The sequence below is a fragment of the Clostridioides mangenotii TR genome, from assembly GCF_000498755.1.
GTDB lineage: Bacteria > Bacillota > Clostridia > Peptostreptococcales > Peptostreptococcaceae > Metaclostridioides > Metaclostridioides mangenotii_A.
On the sequence record NZ_AXUS01000003.1, the window covers coordinates 166,104 to 191,637 of the forward strand.

Genomic DNA, 25,534 nt, shown 5'->3' on the forward strand with positions numbered 1-25,534 from the left:
CAACTAATCTTCTTTTAGTTTTAGCACAAATTTTCGAGATAATCTATACAGTATTAAACTGACAAATCCATTTGCTAGCGGTGCTATAAATAACCCCTTAATAGCCAATGTAAGTATCCCAAAACTGTGATAAATTATACTGGACATCGCTATATTTACAACAGAGTCAAGCATAGTCGCTAAAACAACCAATATAAATATCGTGCTGTAACTATCTTTATACAATTTTTCTCTCATATAGCCTATAACATATGCGACTGCAAATAGTATCAAGGCATTTACACCAAATATACCACCTACAGTTATATCTTTTACTATACCTAGAATAGCCGCGACAATTCCACCTTCAAGTCCATCTAAATACAGAGATATAAACGTTACATATATAAGAATCAAATTTATACTTATTCCAAATATATTTATATAATTAAAAATACTGTTTTCAACTATTACAAGCAATAATCCCAATACGCAAAGCAAAACTTTTTTCATAGTTTATTTTCCCCTTTGCTCTATATTTCTCGGTTCAACTATTACGACATCGTCTATATTTTTAAAGTTTACATAAGGTTTAATAACTACATATTTCAGCGAGTTATTTTTGTCATCAATAACCTTTTCAACCTCTCCTATAGGTATACCTTCTGGAAATATACCAAGTCCTGATGTCACAACAACATCACCTTGAACAACATCGTATGATGAATCAAACATGTATCCTTGTAAATAGCCTTTACTATTGTATTTTTCTTTATCTTCAATATTGGTGTTCTGTGTAATTATTCCTTTAGAATTATCATTCTTTGATAATTTAAAGCTTATTGATGCCTTTGAGTCCAAAAGAGATATAGCCTTGCTGTAGTTTCCTGAAACATCGTATACAAAACCTACTAAACCTCTTCCATTCATAATAATGCTATCTTTTCTTACGCCAGAACTCTTGCCAGCTGCCAAAACCATACTATTGTACCAGTTGCCGTCATTTTTTTCGACTACAGTAGTTGCAATACTAGTTGCTTTATACTCTTCCTCTACAAAGTTAAGAGACTTTTTTAATTCCTCAAGAGATTCAGATTTGTCTAGTTTTCCGTTTAATTTTATTATTTCATCCTTAAGTTTTTCGTTTTCTTTTTCTAATTTATTAGCTTTATCTGCATTTGACTTAAATTTGAAAATATCGCCTATATTATCTGAAAAAAATGAAAATCCTTTGTTTACACTACCTCCTACACTCGTAACTCCGTCACTTACCGGCCTAGTAGCTATAGGATTTGTCCCAGAAAACTTAAAAACTGATATCCCTACAATTCCAATTAAAGTGATAGCAACTACGCCTGTCGCTATCACTTTAACGTTAATCTTTTTTTTACCCTTTTTATTTTTGTCAAATCTCAAGGTTAACACCAACCTTTACTTCCTAGCATTCATCATCAATACTTTTTCAAATATCTCTTGATCTTCTACAGATTTACCAGTTCCAAGTGCCACACAGTCAAGTGGCGCATCTGCTATTTGTACTTGCATACCAGTTTCTTGATTTATTAACTTGTCCAAACCTCTAAGAAGTGCCCCTCCACCTGTCAGCATAATTCCATTTTCCATTATATCCGATGCCAACTCTGGTGGTGTCTTTTCTAAAGTTGATCTTATTGCATCTACTATTGAGCTAATTGGCTCTTTTAATGCTTCTCTAACCTCAGTTGAACAGATTTCTATTGTTTTAGGTAGTCCAGATATTAAATCTCTACCTCTTATTTGCATATTTGTCTCTTGATCTTCTTTGTACGTTGATCCAATTGTTATTTTTACATTTTCCGCTGTTCTTTCACCTATCATAAGGTTGTACTCTTTTTTAACGTAGCTTACTATAGACTCGTCAAATTCGTCTCCACCTATTCTGATAGACTTAGCAGTAACAATACCTCCCAGAGATATTACAGCTATTTCTGTTGTACCTCCACCGATATCTACTACCATATTTCCTTCTGGCTCTTCAACTTTTAGATTAGCCCCTATTGCAGCTGCCATAGGTTCTTCTATTAGATAAGCATCTCTTGCTCCAGCATTTCTAGCAGCTTCCTCTATAGCTCTTTTTTCTACTTCCGTTACTCCGAAAGGAACACAAATAGCGATTCTAGGATTAATAACTCCTTTTTTATCCGCAGCTTTCTGTATAAAATAGCTAAGCATCGATTGTGTAATATCAAAATCGGCTATAACTCCGTCTTTCATTGGTCTTATAGCAACTATATTTCCTGGAGTTCTACCTATCATTTTTTTAGCTTCTTCTCCAACAGCTAAAACCTCTTTGGTGTCATCTCTAATAGCGACAACCGAAGGCTCTCTAACTACGATATTTTGACCTTTTATGTAAACTAACGTATTAGCAGTACCCAAGTCTATCCCCATATCCTTTGTAACTTTTTTAAATCCACCAAACCATGATTTTTTCTCTTTTTTCTCTTTTTTTTCTTTAGCCATTATTAAATGCTCCTTCCATATATAAATCAAATTAACATATTTTCTTTAAAACTAAAATAATTTCCATCTCCAATTATTATGTGGTCTAGGATTCCAATCCCTAAAATTTCACCGCATTTTACCAACCTGCTCGTTATACTTTTATCTTCACTAGAAGGTTCTACATATCCAGATGGATGGTTGTGTATTAAGATTATTTTATTAGTACTTCTTTTGATTGCTTCTTTAAAAACTTCTCTAGGATGAACCAATGATGAATTTAAAGTTCCAACTGATATTTCCACATCAGATATAACTTCATTTTTAGTGTTTAAAAGAATAGTTTTGAATACTTCTTTGTCTAAAAACCTTAAACTATCTACATAGCATTTATATACATCCCATGGATCGTTTATTTTGTGTTTTAAGGGCTTATACGATGCTATCCTTACTCCAAGTTCAAGTGCAGCTTTAATTTGTGCTGCTTTGGATATTCCTATGCCTTCTATTTCACATAACTCTTCTATTGTCATATGCTCTAGATTTCTAATCCCTTGTGCATCTGTATTTATAATCTTATTTGCAAGATCTATCGCATTCATCTTTATTGTACCGGTTCTAAGTATTATAGCCAGTAGCTCTGAATTAGATAAACTTTTTATGCCGTTAATAAGCATCTTTTCTCTCGGTCTTTCCTCTAACGTCATTTTTTTCATAGTAATATTAGAATTAAATGACTGTTTCAGTAAAATCACGCTCCATAAAAAAGATTTATATCAAAATACTTGATTAATAAATCACTGAGTTTAGAAATTGGAAGCCCAACTATATTAAAATAGTCGCCTTTAATTTCATCAACCAACAATGCACCATACCCTTGTATGCCGTAAGCACCTGCTTTATCCTGGAACTCTCCTGTCTTTAAATAATCTGAGATTACTTTATCTGACAAGTGCTTGAATTTAACTTCACTGACAACATAGTCCACTACTTTTTTATTCTCAGCTATATTTATTAAACTAATTCCAGTTACGACTTGATGCTCTCTACCAGACAAACTATTTAGTGTTTTATACGCATCAGATTCATCTTTAGGCTTACCAAGGATCATATCATTAAGTACAACAATAGTATCTGCTGCAATAACCAAGTCCCCTTGGTTTTTACTCGCAACGTCTGTCCCCTTTTCTAATGCCAATCTTACTACTGCCTGAACAGGCGACTCATGTCCTAATATAACCTCGTCTATTTCACTCTTAATTATATTAAATTTTACATTATAGTTCTCCAGTATTTCTTTTCTTCTTGGAGAAGCCGACGCCAAGACTATATTCATTAGTTCACCTCATCTGTACGTAAATTTGTACCTATTAAGTCTATCATTATATTGTAAAAATATCAACAGAAATGTCGAACCTTTTTTAATATAATATCGTTATCTTTCACAGCAATAACAAATGTTTCCACTAAAAAAGGGTATGGATTTTCTCCCATACCCTTATTCTATCCAAATTAAATTGTTTTAATAGCTTTCTTCGGACATTTTTCAACGCATAAATGACATGCAGCACACTTTACTGGGCCTATTCTATGCATAGAATTTACATTGCTTTTTGCAAATTAAACATTTTATACAATGTTGATCATTAATCTTAACTTATGTGTTGTTTTGTTATATCTCCTTTGATAACTTTTGTAGGGCACTTTTTAACACATTCCATACACTCTACACACTTATCGTAGTCAATTCTAGCAATCTTATCTTCGAATATAATAGCGTCGTATTTACATGCTTTAACACACATTCCACAACCTATACATCCAACTATACATTTCTCTTTTACATTTTTTCCAAACTCTTTGCTGTTACACTCAACAACTACTTCTTTGTTAGCTGGTTTTTCTTTTATAATCGCTTTAGGACATACTTCAATACATTTTCCACAGTTAACACATTTTTCTTCATCTACTACAGCTATACCATCTTTAACAGTTATAGCGTCAAATTTACAAGCATCTTTACATGTTCCAAGACCTAAACAACCGAATTTACAAGTTTTTGCACCTGAGTTTAAAACATTTGCTGTTCTACAATCAGTTATTCCTTCGTATTCGTATTTATTCTTAGCACTTGCACAATCGCCTTTACATATTACTTTTGCAACTTTTCTTTCACCAGTTTCAGCTACAATTCCCATTATTTCTCCAACTTTAGCTGCTACATCTGCCCCACCAACAGGACAACCATTTACTGGTGCTTTTCCTTCCACAACTGCCGTCGCAAGTCCTCCACATCCTGGGAATCCACAACCACCGCAGTTTGCTCCTGGAAGAACTTCAAGTATTGCATCTACTCTTTCATCAGTTTCAACCGCAAACTTCTGAGAAGCAAATGCAAGTACTACTCCGAAGATCAAACCCATGATTCCTAAAACTAGTACCGAAATTACTATTGTATTCATATACATTTACCCCCAATTCTATAACTTTATAAGCCCTGTAAAACCTAAGAATGCTATCGACATAAGTCCTGCAGAGATTAAAGTTATTGGAAATCCTTTAAATGCGTCTGGTATATCTGCAAGTTCTAGTCTCTCTCTTATACCTGCAAATAGTACGATTGCAAGGGTAAAACCTGCTCCTGCTCCGAACCCATTTATAATAGTTTCAATTAGATTATATCCATTTTGAACGTTAACAAGTGCTATACCAAGTACCGCACAGTTTGTAGTTATAAGTGGTAAGAAAACCCCAAGAGCTTGGTAAAGCGATGGACTCATTTTCTGTATTACCATTTCAACGAACTGTACTATTGAAGCTATAACTAATATAAATGCTATTGTTTGCAAAAATTCTGTGTTAGTTTTTACAAGCAGCATTTGAATAAAATATGTTATAAATGACGCCAATGTCAAAACGAAAGTAACTGCAACACCCATACCTAAAGCAGTATCAGTCTTTTTAGATACTCCAAGGAATGGACATATCCCCAAGAATTGAGAAGTTATAACGTTATTAACAAGAACAACACTTAAAAATAAAAGTATTAAATTCATTTATCGCACCTCCACTATGCTTTCTTGCCTTTTAATTTATTAAATCCAGCGAATAAAAATCCTAGTGTTAAAAACGCACCTGGAGGCAATACAAATATTAATATTGGTTGGAATGAAGCCCCAAATAAAGCATATCCAAATATACTACCGTTCCCAAGTAATTCTCTAACTGCTCCTAATACTGTAAGTGCTAAACTGAATCCAAGCCCCATACTAATTCCGTCAACTGCTGATGCTACTACTCCATTTTTCGATGCAAAACTCTCTGCACGTGCAAGTAGTATACAGTTAACAACTATTAGAGGTATATAAAGACCTAAAGCCGCATCTAAAGCTGGCACATAAGCCTTAAGTAACATTCCAACTATTGTAGTAAACGTAGCTATTACAACGACAAATGCAGGTATTCTTATTTTATCTGGCACTATTTTTCTTATTAGTGAAATAAAAATATTTGCACATAATAGAACCACTGCTGTGGAAAGCCCCATACCAAGTCCGTTGATCGCTGAAGTAGTTACAGCCAACGTAGGGCACATACCGATAACCTGTACAAACGTTGGGTTCTCATCAATTAGCCCGTTTTTAAATATCTTAGCTAAGCTCATATATAACCCTCCTATTATTTATTTAAAGCACTATTATAAACTTCTATTGCAGTATTAACTCCATTAGTTACTGCTGTAGATGTAATAGTTGCTCCTGATATTGCTAGTATTTGATTTTCTCCTGAAGCACTTCCCTTAGCAACTTCTAAAGCTGCTGCAGTTTTATCTTTATACTGATCTATAAAGGCTGGGTCAGCTGCTTTAGATCCTAGTCCTGGAGTTTCAGCCATAGTTCCTGTCTTTACGCCTGTAATTTTACCATCTGTAGATAGTCCAACCATAAGCTCAATAGCTCCACCATAACCACTTGGTGTAGTTTTTATAGTATAACCAACAACTTCTCCTGAATCATCAAGACCTTCGTATACTTCTGCAACTATTCCGTCTCCGATACCTTTATATACTGATTCTTTTACCTGTGCAAAATCTTTAGCTTCTGGTAAAACAGCTTGTCTTAATTCATTATTTGCTTGTATTCCTCTTTGCACTATTATTGGAGACGTTACTTCATTAGTAACTCCAAGTGCTAATGATGCTACCACACAAATTGCAAGTAGGGTAAGGCCTAATTTAACCATGCTTTTCATTACTTCGCCACCTCCCCGAATACTCTGTTCTTAACAAACTTATCTAATAGTGGTGTTAAAACGTTAACTAGTAATATAGAATAAGATACTCCTTCTGGATATCCTCCGTACATTCTAATAACTGTAGTAAGTAGTCCTGCTACTACTGCATATATTATTTGAGCTTTTTTCGTCATTGGCGATGTTGTATAATCAGTAAGCATGAAAAAAGCACCTAACATAAGTCCACCTGCGAATAATTGATATACTGCGAACGTAAGATCGAATCCGCTGAATAAAAATGTTAATATAAAAACTGTTACAATGTATGCAACTGGTATTACATAGTTTATTATTCCTTTATACATCAAGTAAACTCCACCTAGGATTAGAAGTATAGCTGAAGTCTCTCCTAAAGATCCTCCTATATTACCAAATATCATATCTGTTAGGCTTATATTATTTTGAGCTAGAGCTGAAACTCCATCTGCACCTTGCTTAAGGAAGCTAAGTGGTGTAGCAGCTGAAACTGCATCTATGTTTTTACCTATCCAGTTGGTAGCTCCTGGAGCTGTCCAAGCTGTCATAGCAACTGGGAAAGATGCTAGTAAAAATGCTCTTGACGCTAGTGCTGGGTTTAAGAAGTTATTACCTATTCCACCAAACACCATTTTAACTACTATGATTGCAAACGCCCCACCTAATAGGCACATCCACCAAGGAAGTGATGCAGGAACGTTAAATGCTAGCAATAATCCCGTAACTAATGCAGAATAATCACCAATACTACTTTCTTTTTTCAGTAATTTTTGAAATAAAAACTCTGAACCAACTGTACCTAGTATACAGAAAAACATTGCACTTAGAGCACTCAGTCTAAAGAAATAAATTCCTGCGACCGCAGCTGGAAGAAGTGCTATTGTAACTTGTTTCATTATATATGACGTATCTTCATTACTTCTAATATGAGGTGAAGACGATACTATCAACTTATTTTCCATTATTTTTCCCCCTAACTTTCTCTATTTCTTAGCTGATTGTTTTCTTCTCTTTGCCCCAATCTCATTTTTAGCCAGTCTTATAGATTGAAGTAATGGTCTTGATGCAGGGCATATGAATGAACAAGAACCACACTCTATACAGTCCATAGCTCTGAATTTCTCTGCACTGTCAAATTCATCTCTAAGAGAGTATGCACTTATATAAAGAGGCTGTAAAAATGCTGGACATACATCCGCACATCTACCACATCTTATGCAGTTTTTCACATCAGGAATATGCGCTTCTTTTTCATTTAATAATAGAATTCCTGAAGAACCTTTATTTGTAACTATTTCTGTTGTATACTGAGCAATCCCCATCATAGGTCCACCCATTATAAATTTACCTACTGTATTATCTTTTAATCCGCCACATTGGTCTATAATTTCAGATACCACAGTTCCAACTTTAGTGATTAAGTTTTTAGGTTCATTTATACCGCTACCTGTTACTGTTGTTATTCTTTCAACTAAAGGCATGCCAGTCTTAACTGATTTTGCTATTTGCGCTGCAGTTCCAACGTTATCAACAACAGCTCCAACTGCTATAGGAAGTCCACCTGATGGCACTTCTTTACCTGTACATGCAAATATCAGCTGCTTCTCAGCACCTTGTGGATATTTAACTTCTAAGCTTACAACTTCAATATTACTGTGATTTTTTGCAACCTTTGAAATGGCTTCGATTGCATCTGGTTTATTCGTCTCAATTCCAATGTAACCTTTGCTTACATTAAGAGCTTTCATTAATACTCTTAAACCATAAACGACGTCTTCTGGCTTTTCAACCATTAACCTATGATCTGCTGTTAGATATGGCTCACATTCGGCTCCGTTTAGTATTACTACTTCTGCCTTACTGTCTGGCGGAGGAGATACTTTGACATGAGTTGGGAATGTTGCTCCACCCATACCAACAATACCAGCTTCCTTTATGATCTCAACAATTTCTTCTTTAGTAAGATTTTCGAGATCACCTTTTGCTTTGACACTTTCATGTACTTCTTCTTTGAAATCATTTTCAATTACGATACATTGACCAGTGCCGCCTGGAATTTCGTGTTGCTCAATTGCAACTACTTTTCCCGATACTGATGAATGAACGTTCGCTGAAACAAACCCTTGTAATTCGCCTATTTTTTGACCAAGCTTTACTTCATCTCCAACCTCAACTATAGGTTTTGCAGGTGCTCCTATATGTTGCTGAAGAGGAATATAAACAACTCTTGGTTCTAAAGCTTTTTCAAGTGCTTTGCTATTAGAGTACTCTTTTCTATACTGAGGATGTATTCCTCCTTTAAAAGTTAAGAGTTTCATTGGTTTACCCCCTTATCAATTGAATAAACATATTTTTCTGTTCGTTTATAGTATACTATATAAATATAAAAACCTTAACAATTGTTAAAAAAGAAACAATGTATTTTGAGATAAAATAAAGTGAAATTAAATTTTTGTTAATAAAAAAAAGCTGTTTTTAAACAGCTTTTTTGTTATTATTCTATCGAAATTATAAATTGGCAATATTCCTGTATTGATGACAACATCAATCCCGTACTTATGTCATATTTCGACTCTTCGACCCCCTTAATTGAAATTTCTAATTTATCACCTACACTTTGAGTAAATCTTAACAAACCTTCTTTGAATTCCTTCATTTCATTGTAGTCTAGCTGTTTTGCACTTGTTTCAATACTCTCAATAATAGTCTTTCTATTTGACATAATATTTTTATATGTCTCTTTATTTAAATTCTCTGTGTTTTTATTCTCATTCCAGAACTTAGATTCTTCTTCGAAATTTTTTGCTAGTGTATTAATATCTTTGGAAACCTCTTCTGCTGCACTAAATTTATTTGTATACTTTAGAGATACAACAGGAGCTTCTAGTGTAGATACAAAAGCATCTGGAAACTTATCTTTAACCTCATCAACTGAAGCCCTAGTTACATCTTTATCAAAAGAACAAAAAGTCTGAACCTTTTTAACTCCGTCCTTTTCCATTACAGAAAATGGAATTTTGCTTGAAATTAAAGTATTTTGAATCTTTTTTAGTTTTTCATCATTATCTACCGATGCTATTTGAACAGTATATACATTCCAAGAATCTATTGTAGCAATTTTTGATACTTCCTTTTCTTTGTTTTCTACTTCACTGCTATTTTCATTTTTATTGCTACTCTCCTTTTCTGTCGGATTTTTTTTCTTGTTTAACTCGTCCAACTCTTTTGAAATATCCTTAGATGTTATATCGTTATTAGATAATGTATCTATAGATTTATTCCAAAACTCAACTTTGTCAGCAATATAATCCACTACGCTCGTCTCTCTAAACTTCGTATAAGAGTAAAAACATATTAAAGCTAGGCAGCAAAATGTAACTATAACTTTTCTTCTATTTGTTCTTTTTCTATTATAATAACGATTGTACATCATCTTTCTTCTATTCATTAGTTAATCCCCCCAATAATATATTCTTTGTATTTATAATATTCGTCAGGGTTGTACTTTATGATAAATACTTTATTTAAAATTTCAAATATAATATTAATATCTAAATTCATAAATTCACTTATTTGATATATTAATTTAGATATAACTAAAAAGGGTGCATCAAATTGTTTGACACACCCTTATCTCTATGTAATTAATTATATTTAAAATTCCAGTTATTATAAAATTCTTCTTGCTCCAAGTAATGCTTTAGACCAATATGATCCAGTCAAGCTATCAACTTTAACTTTATTTGGATTTGCCTGTGTTCCACTACAATGAATAAACTTGCTATTTCCAACGTATATACCAACGTGATTTGTTGCTCCATCGCCATCAGTATCAAAGTAAACTAAATCCCCTTGAGCATAATTTCCCATTGATACTGGGCTACCATAACTAGCCTGTGCTTTAGAAACTCTAGGTATACTTACTCCCGTAGATTTTTCATATACATACTTAGTAAATCCAGAACAGTCAAATGAATTCGGACCATTTGCCCCCCATTGATATGGTATACCAATAAGTGTATATGCAAAATCAACTACTTTGGCACCATTTCCATAAGACGGAGTTTGTCCACCTGATGTTCCACCATTGTTTCCGCTACCATTATTGTTGTTATTTCCAGATCCAGTAGATCCACCTTCGTTTGGAGATTCATTAGTCTCAGATACATAGTCTCCACTTACCCATCCAGTAGTTCCATTTTGCATCTTTACTTTGTACCAACCGCTTTTAAGCTCAAGCAATTGTACTACATCTCCACCATTAAGCTTTCCAACAACTGAATATCCTGTTCCTGCACCACTTCTTACATTTAACCTTATTCCAGTTCTTATCTTTCCTTTTTTGCCTTGAACATTTGTACTTCCTGAATTTCCTTTATCTCCTGAATTTGACCCCGATCCTACACTTTCATTTGTTTTAACAATGTACTGACTTGTAACCCAACCAACTGTACCGTTGCTTAGTTTAACTTTGTACCAGCCATTTGATAGCTCTAATAGCTGGAGAACTTCTCCATTATTAGCTTTTCCAACGATACCATAGTTTGTCCCAGGTCCACTTCTAACATTTAATCTAGAACCAACAGCAACTTTACCATTTCCACTTTGTGAAGTTGAACCTCCATTATTTGAAGATCCTGATGAAGAGCCTGAATTAGATCCCGCTGATGAATCAAGAGATATGTACTGTGCACTTCCCCAGCCTACTAAACTGTTTGAAACCTTAACTTTGTACCACCCATTTGATTTATCAAGTATTTCTACGCTAGCTCCTTTATAAGCTAATCCTACTTTTGCAGAATCATTACTTGGATTGCTTCTAATATTTAAAGCTCCAGCAGTTATTACTCCCTTTTGAAGTGCACTTGCATCTACTGTATTAACTGCGATTGCCACAGCTCCTATTCCTAGTGCGGTAATTGCTTTTTTCATCCTTATCAACTCCCTAAATTAGATTACATGTAAAAATTTCATTTATGTAAATTTTTTATATTTTTAAATTTATCTTTTTCTCTGAGGAATTATCTCTATCCAATAGTTGTCTGGATCTGATATAAAGTATATACCCATTGCCTCATTCTCAAAGCAAATACAATCCATTTCCCTATGTAATTTTTTAGCACCTTCAAAATCGTCTACTTCTAGTGCCAAGTGAAATTCATTATCCCCTAAGTTGTACTCTCTATCCCAGTCTCTTAACCAAGTTAATTCCAAGTTGTGAGCTGTTTCACCATCTCCAAGGTACACAAGTACAAAACTTCCATCTTGAGCCTCTTTGCGTCTAACTTCTTTTAGGTTTAAAGCGTTATTGTAAAACTCTAAACTTTTTTCTAGATTAGTTACATTATAGTTGTTATGACTAAATTTAAAGTTCATATCTATCCCCTCCTAAACTATACTAAATCCCTAATATTAACATTATACCAAATATATACAATAAATACATTATTTTATTGCAATATTATAAATATTACCACATAAAAGTTTTATATAGTTGCATTATTGATTAATTATAAAGAAAAATGATGGCGAATATCACTTTTCTTTATAATTAATCAATAAAACTTTGTTCTTTAGTAAAAGCGAAGGCTACTTGTAGCGATAAAATAATAGGGTATACAAAATTGTTAATATCATTTTTGTATACCCTATTATTCTATTTGAATAAATCAATTAAACATTCATCTTTTCTTTTACTATACTGTTGATTATCTTCCTTCTTATATCTTCTGCGCTGTAGTCTTCATCTGTATCTATATCTAATATTCTTGCAATATTCTTCATATCTCCTCGAGTCTTCGATTTGTAACTTTCAATTAATTCTTCCTTTATAATTTCCGGCTCCAATACATACTCATCTTCTCCTCGTTTTAAAAGTATGTATTTTTTAGAATAAAAACTTTTATTTTGATAGATATGGTTAGAGACTCTTCTAATTAAGTTGCTATATGATAATTTTCCACGCATCTCAACTCCAATGTACTTTGAAAATTCATATAGTTCTTTCTTAGTCTTAAAAAGCTCCTCTCTTTTAATTATCTTTGCAATAGCAGTTGAATTTTTTTGATATGAGCACTCGTTTAAAATCCTTGAATACACCCTTTTATTACTACCAAATGTTTTATACTTAGATATATTTTTGTCGATAACTTTTTCAAGATTCCCTTCAAAGTATTTTTCTGCTCCCTTTTTAGATGCAAATCCTTGAAGTTCATTCTGGGCCATATCAAGTATCAATTTTTTTAATTCTTCTTTTTTTATCATAGATTCCATGATTCACCCTCCTTTAACTAGTTATATTATATTCAAATTAAATAGTTAATGTTCTAAGAAAGATGTTACACAATAAAATCAAAACATTAAAAGACCCTTATTGGGGGAAATAAGGGTCTATAAATGGGGGGAGATTGAGTATGTTTGATTTTACATTAATTATTATGTCCTTATATAAAAGATTTATACAAAAGTTTAAAAAATATTTAAAAAATATTTAAATATTCTTTAATTTAAATAAAATAGCAAAATAAAGAACCCTTATATAGTACGAGTACTAGCTAAGGGCTCTTTATAAGGGAACTTTACTCTATTCCTTTTAATTCAAATCCAAGGTCTTCTATAACTTCTCTTAATTTATTCTCTTGAACACTTTCGTCCATATCGACTAGTGCGCATTTGTCTTCTAAGCTTACTTCTAAAACTTTTATCCCTTCTATATCTTCAGTAAGTGCAGTTGTTACATGATTTACACAGTGTCCACAGCTCATACCTTCTATAAGTAATTTCTTTTTCATAAGTATCCTCCATATTAATTTATTTATTAGTTTTTATATTAAGGTTTGTTATACCCTCGTATACATCAAAATCATTTGGATCTATTTTTCCATCAAGTCTATTGTTAGTTACAATGTGATTATTTCTTACAAATAAGCTTATAAATCCAACATTATCATTGATATTTTTTTGCATTTTTCCATATAAATTTCTAATTTTATCTTTTGAAGTTTCTTTACCCAATTGATCCATATATCCACTTAATTTCTCATCAGAGTATCCACTGTACTCTATAATTTCTTTAACATCTGGTACATTAGATAATACCCATCCTGTTACAGCTAAATCATAATTATTTGTATTCATAGCATTTTCAAGATCTTCAGATGACAGTTGCTCAACAGTCGAATTAATTCCAACTGATTTTAGATTAGTACTTATAAGATTAGCTGTTTTTACTCTTTCGATGTTATCCTTGTTTACTACAATGCTTAAATCTATATCGTCTATACTCTTGATTTTTTGGTTATTGTTTTTAGAGACATTATTAGTTTTTACATCGACATCATTATTTGTATCTGAGCTTTTATCATTTTTTGATTTATTAACTTGCTTATCTCCAGATTCTTTATCAGCTTTATTGTTAGCTTTAGCTTCTTTTTCTTTATCTACATCATCATTTTGTCCGCTATTTGCAATATTATTTTTATCTACGTCTTTATTGCTGTCAGGTGTTTTATTTTTGTCCTCTAATTTAGCATTATAATTATTTTTATTATTAGATGCATCTGTTTTATTAGAATCCTTATTTTCTTCTCCTGTAAACTTAACTTTATCTAAGTAACTTTTAGCTTTTTCCTTACTAAATTCTAACTGACCTATTTTATCATTGTAGTACTCTGATTTAGAATTTAATGGAAAATTAACCATTGTTGCATCGCTCATATATCCCTCTTCAAATAAATTTTTTCTGTTAATTGAGTGGGCTATTGCTTTTCTAAAATCGCTATTTTGTAGGTAACTTTTGTTGAAATTAAACGATATAAACTCGAACTCTCTACCTTGATATTTAGTTATATCAAACTTATCTTCTTGAAATTTGCTCAAATCATTAATTGTTACATCTGTTATATCACTGTCTAATGACATCACCATCGAAACTCTAGCCTCTTCATCTGGTACTGTCTTTACTTTTACCTGTTTAATATCATTAGGCTGATCAAGGTAGTAATCATTATTGGCAGTCAATATCATATTTTCACGTTCTGAGTAACTCTCGATCTTGTACTGTCCATTTCCAATAAGATTATTTTTGTCCACTTCTACATCTTTCGATCCTATATTACTTGATACTATCGGAAATACTAGCTTGTTAGTAGGAAAAGCCTCACTAGATTTGAACTTTATTGTAAGTTTTTTATTACCATTTACCGTTACTGATGCAATATTTTCAGTTAAACTCTTATAAATACTCTGTGGTGTCTTATTTATAAGATCAATTGTATAATTTACGTCTGAGGATGTAACATCTTTACCATTGTGCCATCTTGCATCATTAAGTTCAATATCTATGCTCATTCCATCCGCTGATATAGAGTATTCTTTAACTAATCGAGGCACTACATTGTAGTTTTTATCTATTTCAAACAACCCATCGTAAATCATATTCATAATATAAGAGACCGACTCATCGGTATTAATTATAGGGTTAATAGTTTTTGGTTTTACCATAGTTAAATTTATATACTTAGAATCATTATAGACCTTGCTCTTTTCGTCATTATTTTCAGTAAGTTTACTTGGACTACATCCGCTTACTAGAACCACTGAAACAAGGGTTGCAATTAACATCTTTAGTTTTTTCATACTTATATTCCCCTTCTACTTAGATTCACTATCCCCGTATATTCTTTTGTATTCTTTGTAGTACTTTTTGACCTTATCTACATAGTTCGAGGTTTGATCAAAAGGTATAGAATGTAAATTTTCTCCGTCTTTACTGTATTTATCATCTTCTAGCCATTTTTTTACATTTCCAGAACCACCATTGTACGCAGCTATTACAAGATCCAACTTACCAAACTCATCATATAATTTGCTTAAATACCAGCATCCTATTCTTATATTAGTTTCTGGATCAAATATATCTACATGTTTGATTTTTAGCTCATCAGCTGCCCAATCGCGCGTTATATCTCTTATCTGCATCAGACCTTTAGCATCTTTTTTTGATACAGCATTAGAGTTAAATTTGCTTTCAACTTTTATAACACTATACACTATATTTTTATCCAAATTAAATTCTTTAGAATATTTTTCCACATATTCCGAATATTTTTGAGGATATATAAATTTATGTACAACCTTCTTTTCATATAAAAATGAGCCAAATAAGATGATAATAATAAATAAAACAACTATTTTTCTCTTATTCACACCAATTCTCCTTCATATATACCATAAACTTATACGCTTTATTATTTAACTCTGCATAGGTACCGGAATTATCTATAATATAGTCTGCAATTTTCGCTTTTTCATTCTGGTCCATTTGAGAGTTAATTCTATTTAAAGCTTCCTCTTTTGTACATTTATCTCTTATTTGTACTCTTCTTATCTGTTCATCTATATTGCATGTAACTACCAACAGCTTATCTACAATTTTAGTATAACCATGCTCAATTAAAACAGCTGCGTCGATTACTGTTATGGCTTTCTTTAAATTTTTAAAATATTCTATCCTAGACAGTATTACTTCTTGTATCATTGGATACGTTAGAGAATTTAGTTTTTCAAGTCTCTCTTCATCTTTAAATACTATACTTCCAAGTTTTTTTCTGTTTAGAGTTTTGTTATCGTTTCGAATTTCATATCCAAATTCTTCGTATATCTTTACCAAAAAATTTTCATCTTCCATTATTTCTCTTGCAACTTTGTCTGCATCGATTACATCGATACCGTTTCTTATAAATATTTTAGATAGGCTGCTTTTGCCACAGCCTATATTTCCAGTAAGTCCTAGTATTAACATATCTAAATCACCTACTTAACGTCATACCAAGAATTTCCTACATTTAAATCTACATCTAAATGCACATCCATCTGTACCGCATTTTCCATTTCTTCTCTTACTATAATTTTTACTTCTTCTATTTCATCATCCGTAGTTTCAACTATAAGCTCATCGTGAACTTGCAGTATAAGTTTAGATTTAAGAGAACTCTCTTCTAGCTTTTTATGAACACTTACCATTGCTATTTTGATTATATCTGCTGCGCTTCCTTGTATAGGTGCATTCATCGCAAATCTTTTCCCTCTATTTCTCTCAACAAAATTTGACGATTTTATCTCTGGTATATATCTTCTTCTATTTAAAATAGTAGTTGCATATCCAGTTTCAGTTGCTTTCTCTATTGTATCATCCATAAACTCTTTAATTTTGCTGTATTTTGCGAAGTAACTTTCTATATACTCTTTTGCTTTTGGCACAGAAATATTCAAATCATCTGCCAGACCAAAGTCAGATTTTCCGTATATAATACCGAAGTTTACAGCTTTTGCAGCACTTCTCAACTCTAGAGTTACATCTTTTGTATCAACACCGAATACTTGAGATGCTGTCTTAGTATGAATATCTTCATGTTCCTTAAAAGCTTCAATCATATTTTCATCTTGACTCATATGTGCAAGAACTCTAAGCTCAACTTGAGAGTAGTCCGCATCTACAAGCTGGCAACCCTCTCCAGAAATAAATACTTTACGAATTTCCCTACCTATTTCCATTCTAACCGGGATGTTTTGAAGGTTCGGATCAGTTGATGAAATCCTTCCTGTTGTAGTAATAGTTTGATTAAATGAAGAATGTATTCTATTGCTTATAGGATTTATGATGCCTAGTAATCCTTCAACATAAGTTGAATTAAGCTTAGTAATCTGTCTGTATTCAGTAATTTTTTCTACGATAGGATGCTTATCTTGAAGCTTTTCAAGCACATCTGCATTTGTTGAGTACCCTGTTTTAGTTTTTTTCACAACTGGAAGTTCTAGTTTTTCAAATAGTATGACACCCAGTTGCTTCGGTGAATTTATATTAAACTTTTCTCCAGATAATTCAAATATTTCTTTTTCTAGAGTTTCTATTATTTCTTTGAATTTTACACCCAATTCATTTAGCTTCTCTCTATCAACCATTATGCCGACAAATTCCATATGTCCTAGAACTTCTACAAGCGGCATTTCTACATGGTAGAATAAACCATCCATTTCCATCTCAACTAATTTACTCTCCATTTGAGGTATAACTTCAGAAACAGTTTTAATTACACTTCCGATATAGTTAGATAGCTCTTCTAGGTTAAGGTCTTCGTACTTTTTAGCTTTTACTCCTTTACCAAGTAAATCTTCCCTTGATTTTACATTTTTTGATAGGTATTTCATTGCTATTGCTGAACAATCATAAGATGTAGAAGAGGTCGAGTCGATTAAGTACTCTGCAATCGATACGTCAAAGTGAATATTGTTTAATTCAATTTCATATGGTTTTAGAGCTGTGTAGTCTTCTTTTAGATTGTATCCAAGTTTTTTTATTTCATAATCTGATAATATCTCAGATAATTTTTCTATCTCGTCTTCAGCTACATAGTATATCTCTTTTCCATCTATGCTTATAAACATGTATATTATATTTTTCTCTAGTATATTACCTTCTCTAGATACACTTTTTAAGATTAACTTTTTCTCATGTTTTGCTTTTTTAATAAAATCAGAAATATCATCAAGCCTTTTAACTTCAATGATTTCTTCTTCAACTTCCTCCCCATTTAAAGTAGATATTCTAGTAAGTAAACTATTGAATCCAAAGTATCTAATTTTTTCAGTAAGTTCATTTTGATTATAGTCCCCAAATACCATACTCTCAAGATCAAAATCCACAGGAACATCCCTTATAATAGTAGCTAGTCTCTTACTCATAATAGCTGTTTCTTTGTTTTCCTCTATTTTTTTCTTTACATTTCCCTTTAACTTATCTACATTTTCTAATATATTTTCAATATTAGAAAATTCTTTAATAAGCTTTATACCAGTCTTTTCTCCTATACCAGGTACTCCAGGTATATTATCAGATTTGTCCCCCATCAATCCTTTTAAATCTATAAATTGATCAGGTGTCATCTCATATCTTTCAACTACAGAATCGTAATTGTACTCTTCTACCTCACCTACTCCTTTTTTAGTAATAAGAGTAGTTGTATTATTTGAAGCTAACTGAATAGCATCTTTATCCCCAGTAACTATATAAACTTTAAATCCAGCTTCTTCACCTCTTTTAGAAACAGTACCAATTATATCATCAGCTTCATAACCATCTATCTCTAGCCTATTGATATTAAACTTGTCCAATAAATCTTTTAAAGGTTCAAACTGCTCTCTAAGCTCATCAGGCATCTTTTTTCTTCCAGCCTTGTAATCTTCAAACTCTAAATGTCTAAAAGTAGGTGCTTTTCTATCAAACGCGACACTTATATGTGTTGGTTTATATGTATCGATTGTCTTTAATAGCATTGTAGTAAAGCCGTAAATCGCGTTAGTTCTAAGTCCCTCTTTATTATTCATTTCCGGTAGAGCATAAAAAGCTCTATTAATTATCGAGTTTCCATCTATAATAACCAAAGTTTTATCCAAATCAATCACTCCTAATTTAGTCAAATTTCTTATTTATTATACTGTACATAAAAAATTTATGATAAATATATTACCATAAATATATTTTGCAACTAATATATAATATTTCCATAATTTCTGTATTAAATCCATTACTTTAGATTTTATTTTACATAATATAAATCATATCATAAAATTGAAATAAAATCAGACAAAGCTACAATCTAATCGCAATTTTTTTGATCTAATTTTAATTCAAGGGAATAAAATTTCTATTTTAAAAAATTATATTAAATTTAAATATATTGCAATCGATTTTTATTTTTGTTATAATATTAAAGGTACGAGCCGCTGTGATGGAATAGGCAGACGTAGTGGATTCAAAATCCACCGGTAGTGATACCGTGCCGGTTCGAATCCGGCCAGCGGCACCAGTAAAAAAGAGTTATCTTAAATTTAAGATAACTCTTTTTCTATGTCTTAAAATTATACATACTTATGTAATCTAAATTTCCATCAATCACGCTCTAGTATGGTTTCCTCAACATCTATATCGATATCAAACCGTTTTAATATATAGACAACATCTCCACCTATAGATTCCCTTGCAATATCTGTAAAGTCTAATCATACATTATTTGAAAAGACTTTAAGTTTTATCTATCTTTAATTTGATTTTCCAATAAACATATATGTTTTTTAAGTAAATCAATTTGATTAGCTAAATCATCACTTTGAATGTTATCATCGCTATTTACCTGAGACTGTGCAGCAGCAGTAAGTATATTTTGCCCCATATTTACAAGGAAGTTACCAAGCGCATTTTGTTCATTTACATCTAAATCATCAATCAGTAGAATTCCTATTATTGATGAAAGAAAAGAGAACTGCTTTGCAGGTATATTAAAAAAACATGAATTACTTTTATTAACGGTTTTTGTTTGTCCGCTCTTATCCATAAAATCATCACCCCTACTATCTATCATATGAAAAAATATAAGTATGGTTCTGATTTAAAATTAATATAAAATTTATAGAAAAATTAACAAAAAAAATCATATTTTTTACCAAATTCCCAGTTTTACTGTTTAGACGACCAGTTTTACATATTCTATTGCCATATTTTGTAAAAAAATATATGATGTAATCAGAATATACAAATGATACATATTCAAACTTTTTACACAAAGAAGGTTTAATCGCCTTCTTCTTTTTTTACTTATTTTAAAATAATAGGGCTATCCGAGAACTTATTGAAAAATTGGTTCTTAGATTAGCCCTTTGCTTATTTATTTATATAATTAAATTTTGCCACCGTGTTGATAGTTTTGGTGGCTAATAATATTTTATAAACGACAAAATTCCAACAGACTTAACTGTTGGAATTTAGCCGTAGTAGCAACTATATTGAGGATGTTAGGGAAAGTTGCTACTACAATAGGGTATTATATTATGGTTTTTAAACTATTCTTTCTAAATACATAATACTGCTGCTATATGAATTTTGTGTGAGTTTTGTATAAAAAAAATATGAAATTTGTTTATTAAAGACTACTTTCACTAAATTGATCTCTTTACAGCCCATATAGATACATATAATACAGGTTGTACAATATAATCTAAATACATATTTTTGATGGATCTCATATTTGTCAGCTCCTAGATTTCCGAGCTTATAAATAAAAATAGCAGCTCAGAAAGTACTTTAATACTTCTTAACTGCTATTCTTTCCTAAACAATAGATTCTATTACATTTATAGTACAATTCTCTATTTTATAAGTTTTTTACAATTTGTTCATCACTGTTTGATCTAATATATCTATTTAAAAGTATCTCTTCAATAGTCATATCACTTAGGTTCCCTAGTTCATAATTTTTTTCATCTATCTTTCTTATCTCAACACTTCCATCTGCAAAAATATAAATTTTATCGTATTTATATCTATTCTCTTTAAAGTCATCATCTACGTACTTAACATTAATTTCATCAAGCTCGAGAATTCTACCTTTGCTAGAAATTCTTACACTATTGCCTTTTTTATAAAGACTTGTGTATCTGATATGGTCCTTCAATTCCAGTATTTCGCTATTCTTTTCTTTATCTACAACCCATATAACCTTATCTTTATACTTATCAAAATACTTTATAAGAAATCTATCTGCTTTAAAATTGTCAATTCTGAGTACTACAAGATCAAAGTTATCAAGCATATATCTAAATACATCATTTATATTTTTATTAGTTATAATATTTTTGCCTACTACTTCAATGATTCTACAACCTTTATCGCATATGGTTTCCAACATATTCACTATTTTAGAGCTATTGGCCTTTTCAAGCCTCTCTCCTTCTAACTCTAATACCATGTAAATAGGTATAAAATATTCTGTAGTCCCAGTTATTTCAACTACATCCGGAAATTTAACTGCCTCTTCATTAAAATCTAAAAATATATTGTGATATAGCTTTAATAGTGGAATATGAGTTTTAAATTTATTATTGCTAAAACCATATCTTGCCTCTACAATCTTTTGAATTTCCAGAGTGCTTTTGCTTCCGTCACACTCCGCTAATGTAAGTAATTCTTCAGAACCTAAGGTGTCAATATATATTGTTTTTAAAATGTCTTTGTTATCACTTTCGATTGAGCTGATAATTATATTCTCATCAGGACATATATGTGCCCTTGTTTCCTCAAGTAACTTTGGATACTTATGTTTTATTGACTCGTAAAATAGTTCAACATCATCAGTATTTTTCATATATTGTTTACACTCCTAACCTTTTGAATATTACTTCTTAAAAATATCACTTAGATCACTTTAATTCAATATATTTTCATAAGTGGCACTTGAATCTACAAAACTGGACAAAAATCACTAAATTATTATATGATAACTCGTTTTTTATGTGGTATTTTATCTTTATTTGCTGTGTAAATTACTGTATACACCTTTTTTGGCTATTAACTCTTCGTGTGTACCTCTTTCTTCAATCCCTTTATCTGTTAAAACTATTATCTCATCTGCATTTTTAATTGTAGACAATCTATGTGCTACAATTAAACTTGTTCTATCTTTGCTTAGATCTTCTAGAGATTCTTGTATTTCTCTTTCTGTAACATTATCTAGTGCAGATGTAGCTTCATCAAGAATTATTATAGGAGGATTTTTAAGGAATATTCTCGCTATAGAAATTCTCTGTTTTTGACCTCCTGATAGCTTAACCCCTCTTTCTCCTATATAAGTCTCATAACCATGTGGTTGTGTGCACACAAAGTCATGTATTTTAGCTTTTTTGGCAGCCTCAATCATATCTTCATCAGTAGCATTAGGATTACCACACATAATATTTTCCCTTATTGTACCGGTAAATAAGAATACTTCCTGTTGAACAACTCCTACATTTCTTCTAAGAGATTTTAAGCTAGCATCTCTTATACTTGTTCCATCTATGGTAATTTCACCACTATCGTATTCATAAAAACGAGGTAGTAAGTTACATATAGTAGTTTTTCCCCCGCCAGATGGACCAACCAAAGCAACGGTTTTTCCTGCATCAATACTAAGGTTTAAATCTTTAATGACTTCTGTATTATCTTCATATGTAAAAGATACATCTTTAAAGTCGATTTTACCTTTAACATCTTTAAGCTCAATTGGATTAGATTTTTCTTTTTGTTGATCCTCATCTAGTATTTCTTTAAATCTCTTAAATCCTGTCATACCGTTTTGATACTGCTCAGTAAAGTTTATAAGCTTTTTCATCGGTTGCGTAAACATCTTTACATACAGAATGTAAGCCGCAAAATCGCCTATTGTAATCTTACCATTATAAGTAAAATAACCACCTGCAATTACCGCAATCCACTCCAGTATGTCCATATATAAATTCATACCTGAGTAATACTCAGCCATTGCTTTGTACGATTTCTCTCTTGCTCTTCTAAATTTATTATTGCTATTATTAAACTTCTGTAATTCTTCTTTCTCATTAGAAAAAGACTTAGTTACTGTCATCCCAGCTATACTGTTTTCCAAAGTCGCATTGACATCACCAATTGTTACTCTACTTTCCATAAAAGCTTCATTCATCTTACCTTTTTTGATAACAGCAAACCAAACTATAAATGGAAGAATTGCAAATATCATCAAAGTAAGTGGTACATTTATATCTATAAGAATAAAGAATGAACCAATTAACATGACTATTGAAATAAATAAGTCCTCAGGACCATGGTGGGCCAATTCTGTGACATCCATCAAGTCGTTTACTATCCTAGACATAGTAACCCCTGATTTATTGTTGTCAAAATATGTGTTAGGCAGTCTCTGTAAATGTGTAAATACTTCATTTCTCATATCTGCCTGCATTCCTACACCAACAACATGTCCCCAATACTGCATAAAATAGTTAAGCCCTGCTTTAAGTATAAATATTGCTATAAGTACTACTGCAAATATTACAAGCATCCTAAAGTTTTTATCAGGGACAATATCATCCATTATATTTCTAGTTATCATAGGATATACTAAATCACATAATGAAAATAGAAATGCTGCTATTAGATCGATTATAAACAGTTTTTTATACGGTCTATAGTATTTAATAAAATCTTTTATCATAACTCTTATTTCCTCCTGTCTAAATTTTATATAAATTCTCCTAAGTAGTGTATTATCTTTATGAGATTTAAGCAAAAAATCCCACAATAATAATAATAATAATCAGTTTTTGTGAAATAAGAATAATTATGATACATATTAAGTTTTATTGATAAATTATTTTTTCAATATCTCCTCACTTAATTCTAATTTTTTGGTATCTAAACAATATTTTATATGATCTGCAACTGAGGTATAATCATCTAATTTAAATTGCTTAACACCTATATCATAATTAACATCACTCACTATACCGATTAAATCTGATATATCAGATATTAATTTTGTATACAAAGTACTTCGAGTAATTTCTATCTTTTTAAATTTATACCCCTTAAATCCTTCTATAATTATTAAATCTGTATTTTTATATAAATTAATAATATCATATAATGAATCTCTTGTTCAGTTTTTTCAACAAAAACAAACGTATTCTTTGATAAAATGCTTATCTTAAGTCCAAGATATGTCAATTCTTTTAACACCTGCTAAGAGTTATTTTTCCAACGCCCAAATAAGAAGTTATCGATAATATATCGTACTGTTCCTTGTGGGAGTTGGCCCCCAGTCATTATCTTTACAGCTTCACCAGATACTACTTCTATATCAAAACTGTCTCCAGCATATATTAATCCAACTACTTTTAGCTTTTCGTTAGATTAATTTGCATCATATGCGTTCCCATCATATGGGGATTTATTAAAAGGTGGACTACATATTTGTTATAACTTCTTCTAATTCATACCCATACCCCTTATTTTGTTATATATTAACTATTCCTAATATGGATTATACTATATATTGTGTTTAAGCAATTTATTTTAATAAAAATAGTCGTTAGTTACGTCATTTCGTAACTAACGACCTTTCATTATAGATTTTATTCATTAATATTAGCTCATATATCTATATATTTCTTTCATAACCTTTTCTTCACTTAGTATCTGAATAGATTTAATATTGTTATCCGATACTAAAATCGTAACTATTTTGTTACTGATATTTTTATTATCTTTCTTTAATAAATAACAAACTGCCTTAATATTATCATCTCTGTCGTAAATTTTGTAGTTAGTACTATTTTCACTAATTACACTTTCAAATGCGCTTATATCACTGCCTATATACTTTTTAAAATCAATTTTTTCTATCTCTTTTGATTTCTTTTCAACTATTCCTATATCAGTATGTTCAATTCTTATATCCGATTTTCTATCCTTAAAGCTCGCATCGTACTTAGATAAGACTCCTGTCTTAACCTCACTTACTTTATTAGATTTAATATTGACATATATGGCACTTCCTTCTACATCGCCTTTTTCAACAGATTTTGGGTATACTAATTTGGCATCGACTTTATAAGGTAATTCTAGCGTTTTATCTATATCTTGAAGTTGCGAATACTCTATATAAAAGTTTGTCTTATAAGGAGCTCCCATATTTTTTAATACATATTTATAATCTTTATTCATAATTTCGTTTACATTGTTTTGTACTTTAGTCATTGTTTTTTGCTGAGTTGCCTTGTCAGCCACTGAGTTATTGTAACTGTCTGTTTCCTTCTCGCAACCGCCCGTTATAATACCTATTATTGCTAAAAAAATAAATGAAGTTTTAAATTTCATTGTCTACCTCCTCTCATTGTTTTTATCTATTAATTTAAACTTCGCAATTGTTTATACACATACATATTATATATTTGATAA

Annotated in this window: 25 protein-coding genes, 1 tRNA gene and 1 pseudogene; 1 reads left to right on the top strand and 26 read right to left on the bottom strand. The window is 31.3% G+C overall.

All coding sequences use genetic code 11. The annotated features are described in order from the left end of the window. Window positions 1–3: 3 nt before the first annotated feature. The 20 genes and pseudogenes from mreD to polA form a co-directional block, all read right to left on the bottom strand. Window positions 4–492 carry a rod shape-determining protein MreD gene (gene mreD / locus T473_RS0102705; protein ID WP_024620518.1) on the bottom strand — a complete coding sequence of 163 codons (489 nt, stop codon included), beginning with the start codon at window positions 490–492 and terminating at the stop codon, window positions 4–6. Window positions 493–495: 3 nt separating this feature from the next. After that, window positions 496–1,404 (bottom strand): rod shape-determining protein MreC, encoded by a 909-nt coding sequence (mreC, locus tag T473_RS0102710; protein WP_242825837.1) that lies wholly within the window; start codon window positions 1,402–1,404, stop codon window positions 496–498. A 6-nt stretch (window positions 1,405–1,410) separates the two neighbouring features. Next, window positions 1,411–2,481, bottom strand: coding sequence for a rod shape-determining protein (locus tag T473_RS0102715; RefSeq protein ID WP_024620520.1), 1,071 nt, complete (start codon window positions 2,479–2,481; stop codon window positions 1,411–1,413). 26 nt (window positions 2,482–2,507) lie between these two features. Then, window positions 2,508–3,167, bottom strand: a complete 660-nt coding sequence (gene radC, locus T473_RS0102720) for a RadC family protein (protein WP_024620521.1) — start codon at window positions 3,165–3,167, stop codon at window positions 2,508–2,510. 44 nt (window positions 3,168–3,211) lie between these two features. After that, on the bottom strand, window positions 3,212–3,796 hold the full coding sequence (locus tag T473_RS0102725) for a Maf family protein (RefSeq protein WP_024620522.1): 585 nt from the start codon (window positions 3,794–3,796) through the stop codon (window positions 3,212–3,214). 176 nt (window positions 3,797–3,972) lie between these two features. Further along, a pseudogene (locus T473_RS16030) lies at window positions 3,973–4,922 on the bottom strand (RnfABCDGE type electron transport complex subunit B). Window positions 4,923–4,940: 18 nt separating this feature from the next. Further along, window positions 4,941–5,516, bottom strand: coding sequence for an electron transport complex subunit RsxA (rsxA, locus tag T473_RS0102735; protein WP_024620523.1), 576 nt, complete (start codon window positions 5,514–5,516; stop codon window positions 4,941–4,943). Between the two features lie 14 nt (window positions 5,517–5,530). Further along, window positions 5,531–6,124 (bottom strand): RnfABCDGE type electron transport complex subunit E, encoded by a 594-nt coding sequence (locus tag T473_RS0102740; protein ID WP_024620524.1) that lies wholly within the window; start codon window positions 6,122–6,124, stop codon window positions 5,531–5,533. A 14-nt stretch (window positions 6,125–6,138) separates the two neighbouring features. Further along, entirely contained in the window at window positions 6,139–6,711 is a 573-nt protein-coding gene (locus tag T473_RS0102745) for an RnfABCDGE type electron transport complex subunit G (protein ID WP_024620525.1), read from the bottom strand. Then, complete coding sequence (locus T473_RS0102750; protein WP_024620526.1) at window positions 6,711–7,691, bottom strand: RnfABCDGE type electron transport complex subunit D; 981 nt, start codon at window positions 7,689–7,691, stop codon at window positions 6,711–6,713. Before T473_RS0102750 ends, T473_RS0102745 begins: the two co-directional genes overlap by 1 nt. Window positions 7,692–7,712: 21 nt before the next feature. Next, window positions 7,713–9,047: an electron transport complex subunit RsxC gene (gene rsxC / locus T473_RS0102755; protein WP_024620527.1), complete on the bottom strand. Its 1,335-nt coding sequence runs from the start codon at window positions 9,045–9,047 to the stop codon at window positions 7,713–7,715. Between the two features lie 176 nt (window positions 9,048–9,223). After that, window positions 9,224–10,177: a hypothetical protein gene (locus T473_RS0102760; RefSeq protein WP_024620528.1), complete on the bottom strand. Its 954-nt coding sequence runs from the start codon at window positions 10,175–10,177 to the stop codon at window positions 9,224–9,226. 221 nt (window positions 10,178–10,398) lie between these two features. Then, window positions 10,399–11,661 (bottom strand): C40 family peptidase, encoded by a 1,263-nt coding sequence (locus T473_RS0102765; protein WP_024620529.1) that lies wholly within the window; start codon window positions 11,659–11,661, stop codon window positions 10,399–10,401. Window positions 11,662–11,730: 69 nt separating this feature from the next. After that, window positions 11,731–12,105 carry a VOC family protein gene (locus tag T473_RS0102770; protein ID WP_024620530.1) on the bottom strand — a complete coding sequence of 125 codons (375 nt, stop codon included), beginning with the start codon at window positions 12,103–12,105 and terminating at the stop codon, window positions 11,731–11,733. Window positions 12,106–12,402: 297 nt separating this feature from the next. Next, window positions 12,403–13,002 carry a hypothetical protein gene (locus T473_RS0102775; RefSeq protein ID WP_024620531.1) on the bottom strand — a complete coding sequence of 200 codons (600 nt, stop codon included), beginning with the start codon at window positions 13,000–13,002 and terminating at the stop codon, window positions 12,403–12,405. Window positions 13,003–13,307: 305 nt separating this feature from the next. After that, the gene (locus tag T473_RS0102780) at window positions 13,308–13,520 is read right to left on the bottom strand and encodes a heavy-metal-associated domain-containing protein (RefSeq protein ID WP_024620532.1); all 213 of its coding nucleotides are present in this window, start codon (window positions 13,518–13,520) and stop codon (window positions 13,308–13,310) included. A 19-nt stretch (window positions 13,521–13,539) separates the two neighbouring features. After that, window positions 13,540–15,366 (bottom strand): ABC transporter substrate-binding protein, encoded by a 1,827-nt coding sequence (locus T473_RS0102785; RefSeq protein ID WP_024620533.1) that lies wholly within the window; start codon window positions 15,364–15,366, stop codon window positions 13,540–13,542. A 15-nt stretch (window positions 15,367–15,381) separates the two neighbouring features. Further along, window positions 15,382–15,936 carry a lytic transglycosylase domain-containing protein gene (locus T473_RS0102790; RefSeq protein WP_024620534.1) on the bottom strand — a complete coding sequence of 185 codons (555 nt, stop codon included), beginning with the start codon at window positions 15,934–15,936 and terminating at the stop codon, window positions 15,382–15,384. Next, entirely contained in the window at window positions 15,929–16,531 is a 603-nt protein-coding gene (gene coaE / locus T473_RS0102795) for a dephospho-CoA kinase (RefSeq protein ID WP_024620535.1), read from the bottom strand. Before coaE ends, T473_RS0102790 begins: the two co-directional genes overlap by 8 nt. 11 nt (window positions 16,532–16,542) lie before the next feature. Continuing rightward, window positions 16,543–19,182: a DNA polymerase I gene (gene polA, locus T473_RS0102800; RefSeq protein ID WP_024620536.1), complete on the bottom strand. Its 2,640-nt coding sequence runs from the start codon at window positions 19,180–19,182 to the stop codon at window positions 16,543–16,545. Window positions 19,183–19,508: 326 nt separating this feature from the next. Here polA and T473_RS0102805 point away from each other — a divergent pair. After that, window positions 19,509–19,595, top strand: a tRNA-Leu gene (locus T473_RS0102805). A gap of 82 nt (window positions 19,596–19,677) precedes the next feature. Here T473_RS0102805 and T473_RS20050 read toward each other — a convergent pair. The 6 genes from T473_RS20050 to T473_RS0102830 all read right to left on the bottom strand — a co-directional run bounded on the left by T473_RS20050 (window position 19,678) and on the right by T473_RS0102830 (window position 25,453). Then, window positions 19,678–19,773, bottom strand: coding sequence for a DUF5713 family protein (locus tag T473_RS20050; protein WP_416361135.1), 96 nt, complete (start codon window positions 19,771–19,773; stop codon window positions 19,678–19,680). Between the two features lie 44 nt (window positions 19,774–19,817). Beyond that, window positions 19,818–20,120, bottom strand: coding sequence for a hypothetical protein (locus T473_RS0102810; protein WP_024620537.1), 303 nt, complete (start codon window positions 20,118–20,120; stop codon window positions 19,818–19,820). Between the two features lie 816 nt (window positions 20,121–20,936). Continuing rightward, a complete protein-coding gene (locus T473_RS0102815) occupies window positions 20,937–21,926 on the bottom strand; it encodes a hypothetical protein (RefSeq protein WP_024620538.1) in 990 nt (329 codons plus the stop codon). A gap of 162 nt (window positions 21,927–22,088) precedes the next feature. Further along, window positions 22,089–23,789: an ABC transporter ATP-binding protein gene (locus tag T473_RS0102820; protein WP_024620539.1), complete on the bottom strand. Its 1,701-nt coding sequence runs from the start codon at window positions 23,787–23,789 to the stop codon at window positions 22,089–22,091. 156 nt (window positions 23,790–23,945) lie between these two features. Then, window positions 23,946–24,212: a molybdopterin-guanine dinucleotide biosynthesis protein B gene (locus tag T473_RS20055; protein WP_077173556.1), complete on the bottom strand. Its 267-nt coding sequence runs from the start codon at window positions 24,210–24,212 to the stop codon at window positions 23,946–23,948. A gap of 509 nt (window positions 24,213–24,721) precedes the next feature. Further along, window positions 24,722–25,453 carry a hypothetical protein gene (locus T473_RS0102830; RefSeq protein ID WP_024620540.1) on the bottom strand — a complete coding sequence of 244 codons (732 nt, stop codon included), beginning with the start codon at window positions 25,451–25,453 and terminating at the stop codon, window positions 24,722–24,724. Between the last annotated feature and the right edge of the window lie 81 nt (window positions 25,454–25,534).

Excerpts from the sequence above, each read along its gene's own strand:
- T473_RS0102815 (WP_024620538.1), bottom strand. The coding sequence starts at position 21,926 with ATGAAAAATACTGATGATGTTGAACTATTTTACGAGTCAATAAAACAT.
- T473_RS0102725 (WP_024620522.1), bottom strand. The coding sequence starts at position 3,796 with ATGAATATAGTCTTGGCGTCGGCTTCTCCAAGAAGAAAAGAAATACTG.
- radC (WP_024620521.1), bottom strand. The coding sequence starts at position 3,167 with ATGACGTTAGAGGAAAGACCGAGAGAAAAGATGCTTATTAACGGCATA.
- coaE (WP_024620535.1), bottom strand. The coding sequence starts at position 16,531 with ATGTTAATACTAGGACTTACTGGAAATATAGGCTGTGGCAAAAGCAGC.
- rsxC (WP_024620527.1), bottom strand. The coding sequence starts at position 9,047 with ATGAAACTCTTAACTTTTAAAGGAGGAATACATCCTCAGTATAGAAAA.
- T473_RS0102770 (WP_024620530.1), bottom strand. The coding sequence starts at position 12,105 with ATGAACTTTAAATTTAGTCATAACAACTATAATGTAACTAATCTAGAA.
- T473_RS0102810 (WP_024620537.1), bottom strand. The coding sequence starts at position 20,120 with ATGGATAAGAGCGGACAAACAAAAACCGTTAATAAAAGTAATTCATGT.
- T473_RS0102780 (WP_024620532.1), bottom strand. The coding sequence starts at position 13,520 with ATGAAAAAGAAATTACTTATAGAAGGTATGAGCTGTGGACACTGTGTA.
- rsxA (WP_024620523.1), bottom strand. The coding sequence starts at position 5,516 with ATGAATTTAATACTTTTATTTTTAAGTGTTGTTCTTGTTAATAACGTT.
- mreD (WP_024620518.1), bottom strand. The coding sequence starts at position 492 with ATGAAAAAAGTTTTGCTTTGCGTATTGGGATTATTGCTTGTAATAGTT.
- T473_RS0102830 (WP_024620540.1), bottom strand. The coding sequence starts at position 25,453 with ATGAAATTTAAAACTTCATTTATTTTTTTAGCAATAATAGGTATTATA.
- T473_RS0102760 (WP_024620528.1), bottom strand. The coding sequence starts at position 10,177 with ATGAATAGAAGAAAGATGATGTACAATCGTTATTATAATAGAAAAAGA.
- T473_RS0102740 (WP_024620524.1), bottom strand. The coding sequence starts at position 6,124 with ATGAGCTTAGCTAAGATATTTAAAAACGGGCTAATTGATGAGAACCCA.
- T473_RS0102775 (WP_024620531.1), bottom strand. The coding sequence starts at position 13,002 with ATGGAATCTATGATAAAAAAAGAAGAATTAAAAAAATTGATACTTGAT.
- T473_RS0102820 (WP_024620539.1), bottom strand. The coding sequence starts at position 23,789 with ATGATAAAAGATTTTATTAAATACTATAGACCGTATAAAAAACTGTTT.
- T473_RS0102765 (WP_024620529.1), bottom strand. The coding sequence starts at position 11,661 with ATGAAAAAAGCAATTACCGCACTAGGAATAGGAGCTGTGGCAATCGCA.
- T473_RS0102745 (WP_024620525.1), bottom strand. The coding sequence starts at position 6,711 with ATGAAAAGCATGGTTAAATTAGGCCTTACCCTACTTGCAATTTGTGTG.
- T473_RS0102785 (WP_024620533.1), bottom strand. The coding sequence starts at position 15,366 with ATGAAAAAACTAAAGATGTTAATTGCAACCCTTGTTTCAGTGGTTCTA.
- T473_RS0102750 (WP_024620526.1), bottom strand. The coding sequence starts at position 7,691 with ATGGAAAATAAGTTGATAGTATCGTCTTCACCTCATATTAGAAGTAAT.
- T473_RS0102715 (WP_024620520.1), bottom strand. The coding sequence starts at position 2,481 with ATGGCTAAAGAAAAAAAAGAGAAAAAAGAGAAAAAATCATGGTTTGGT.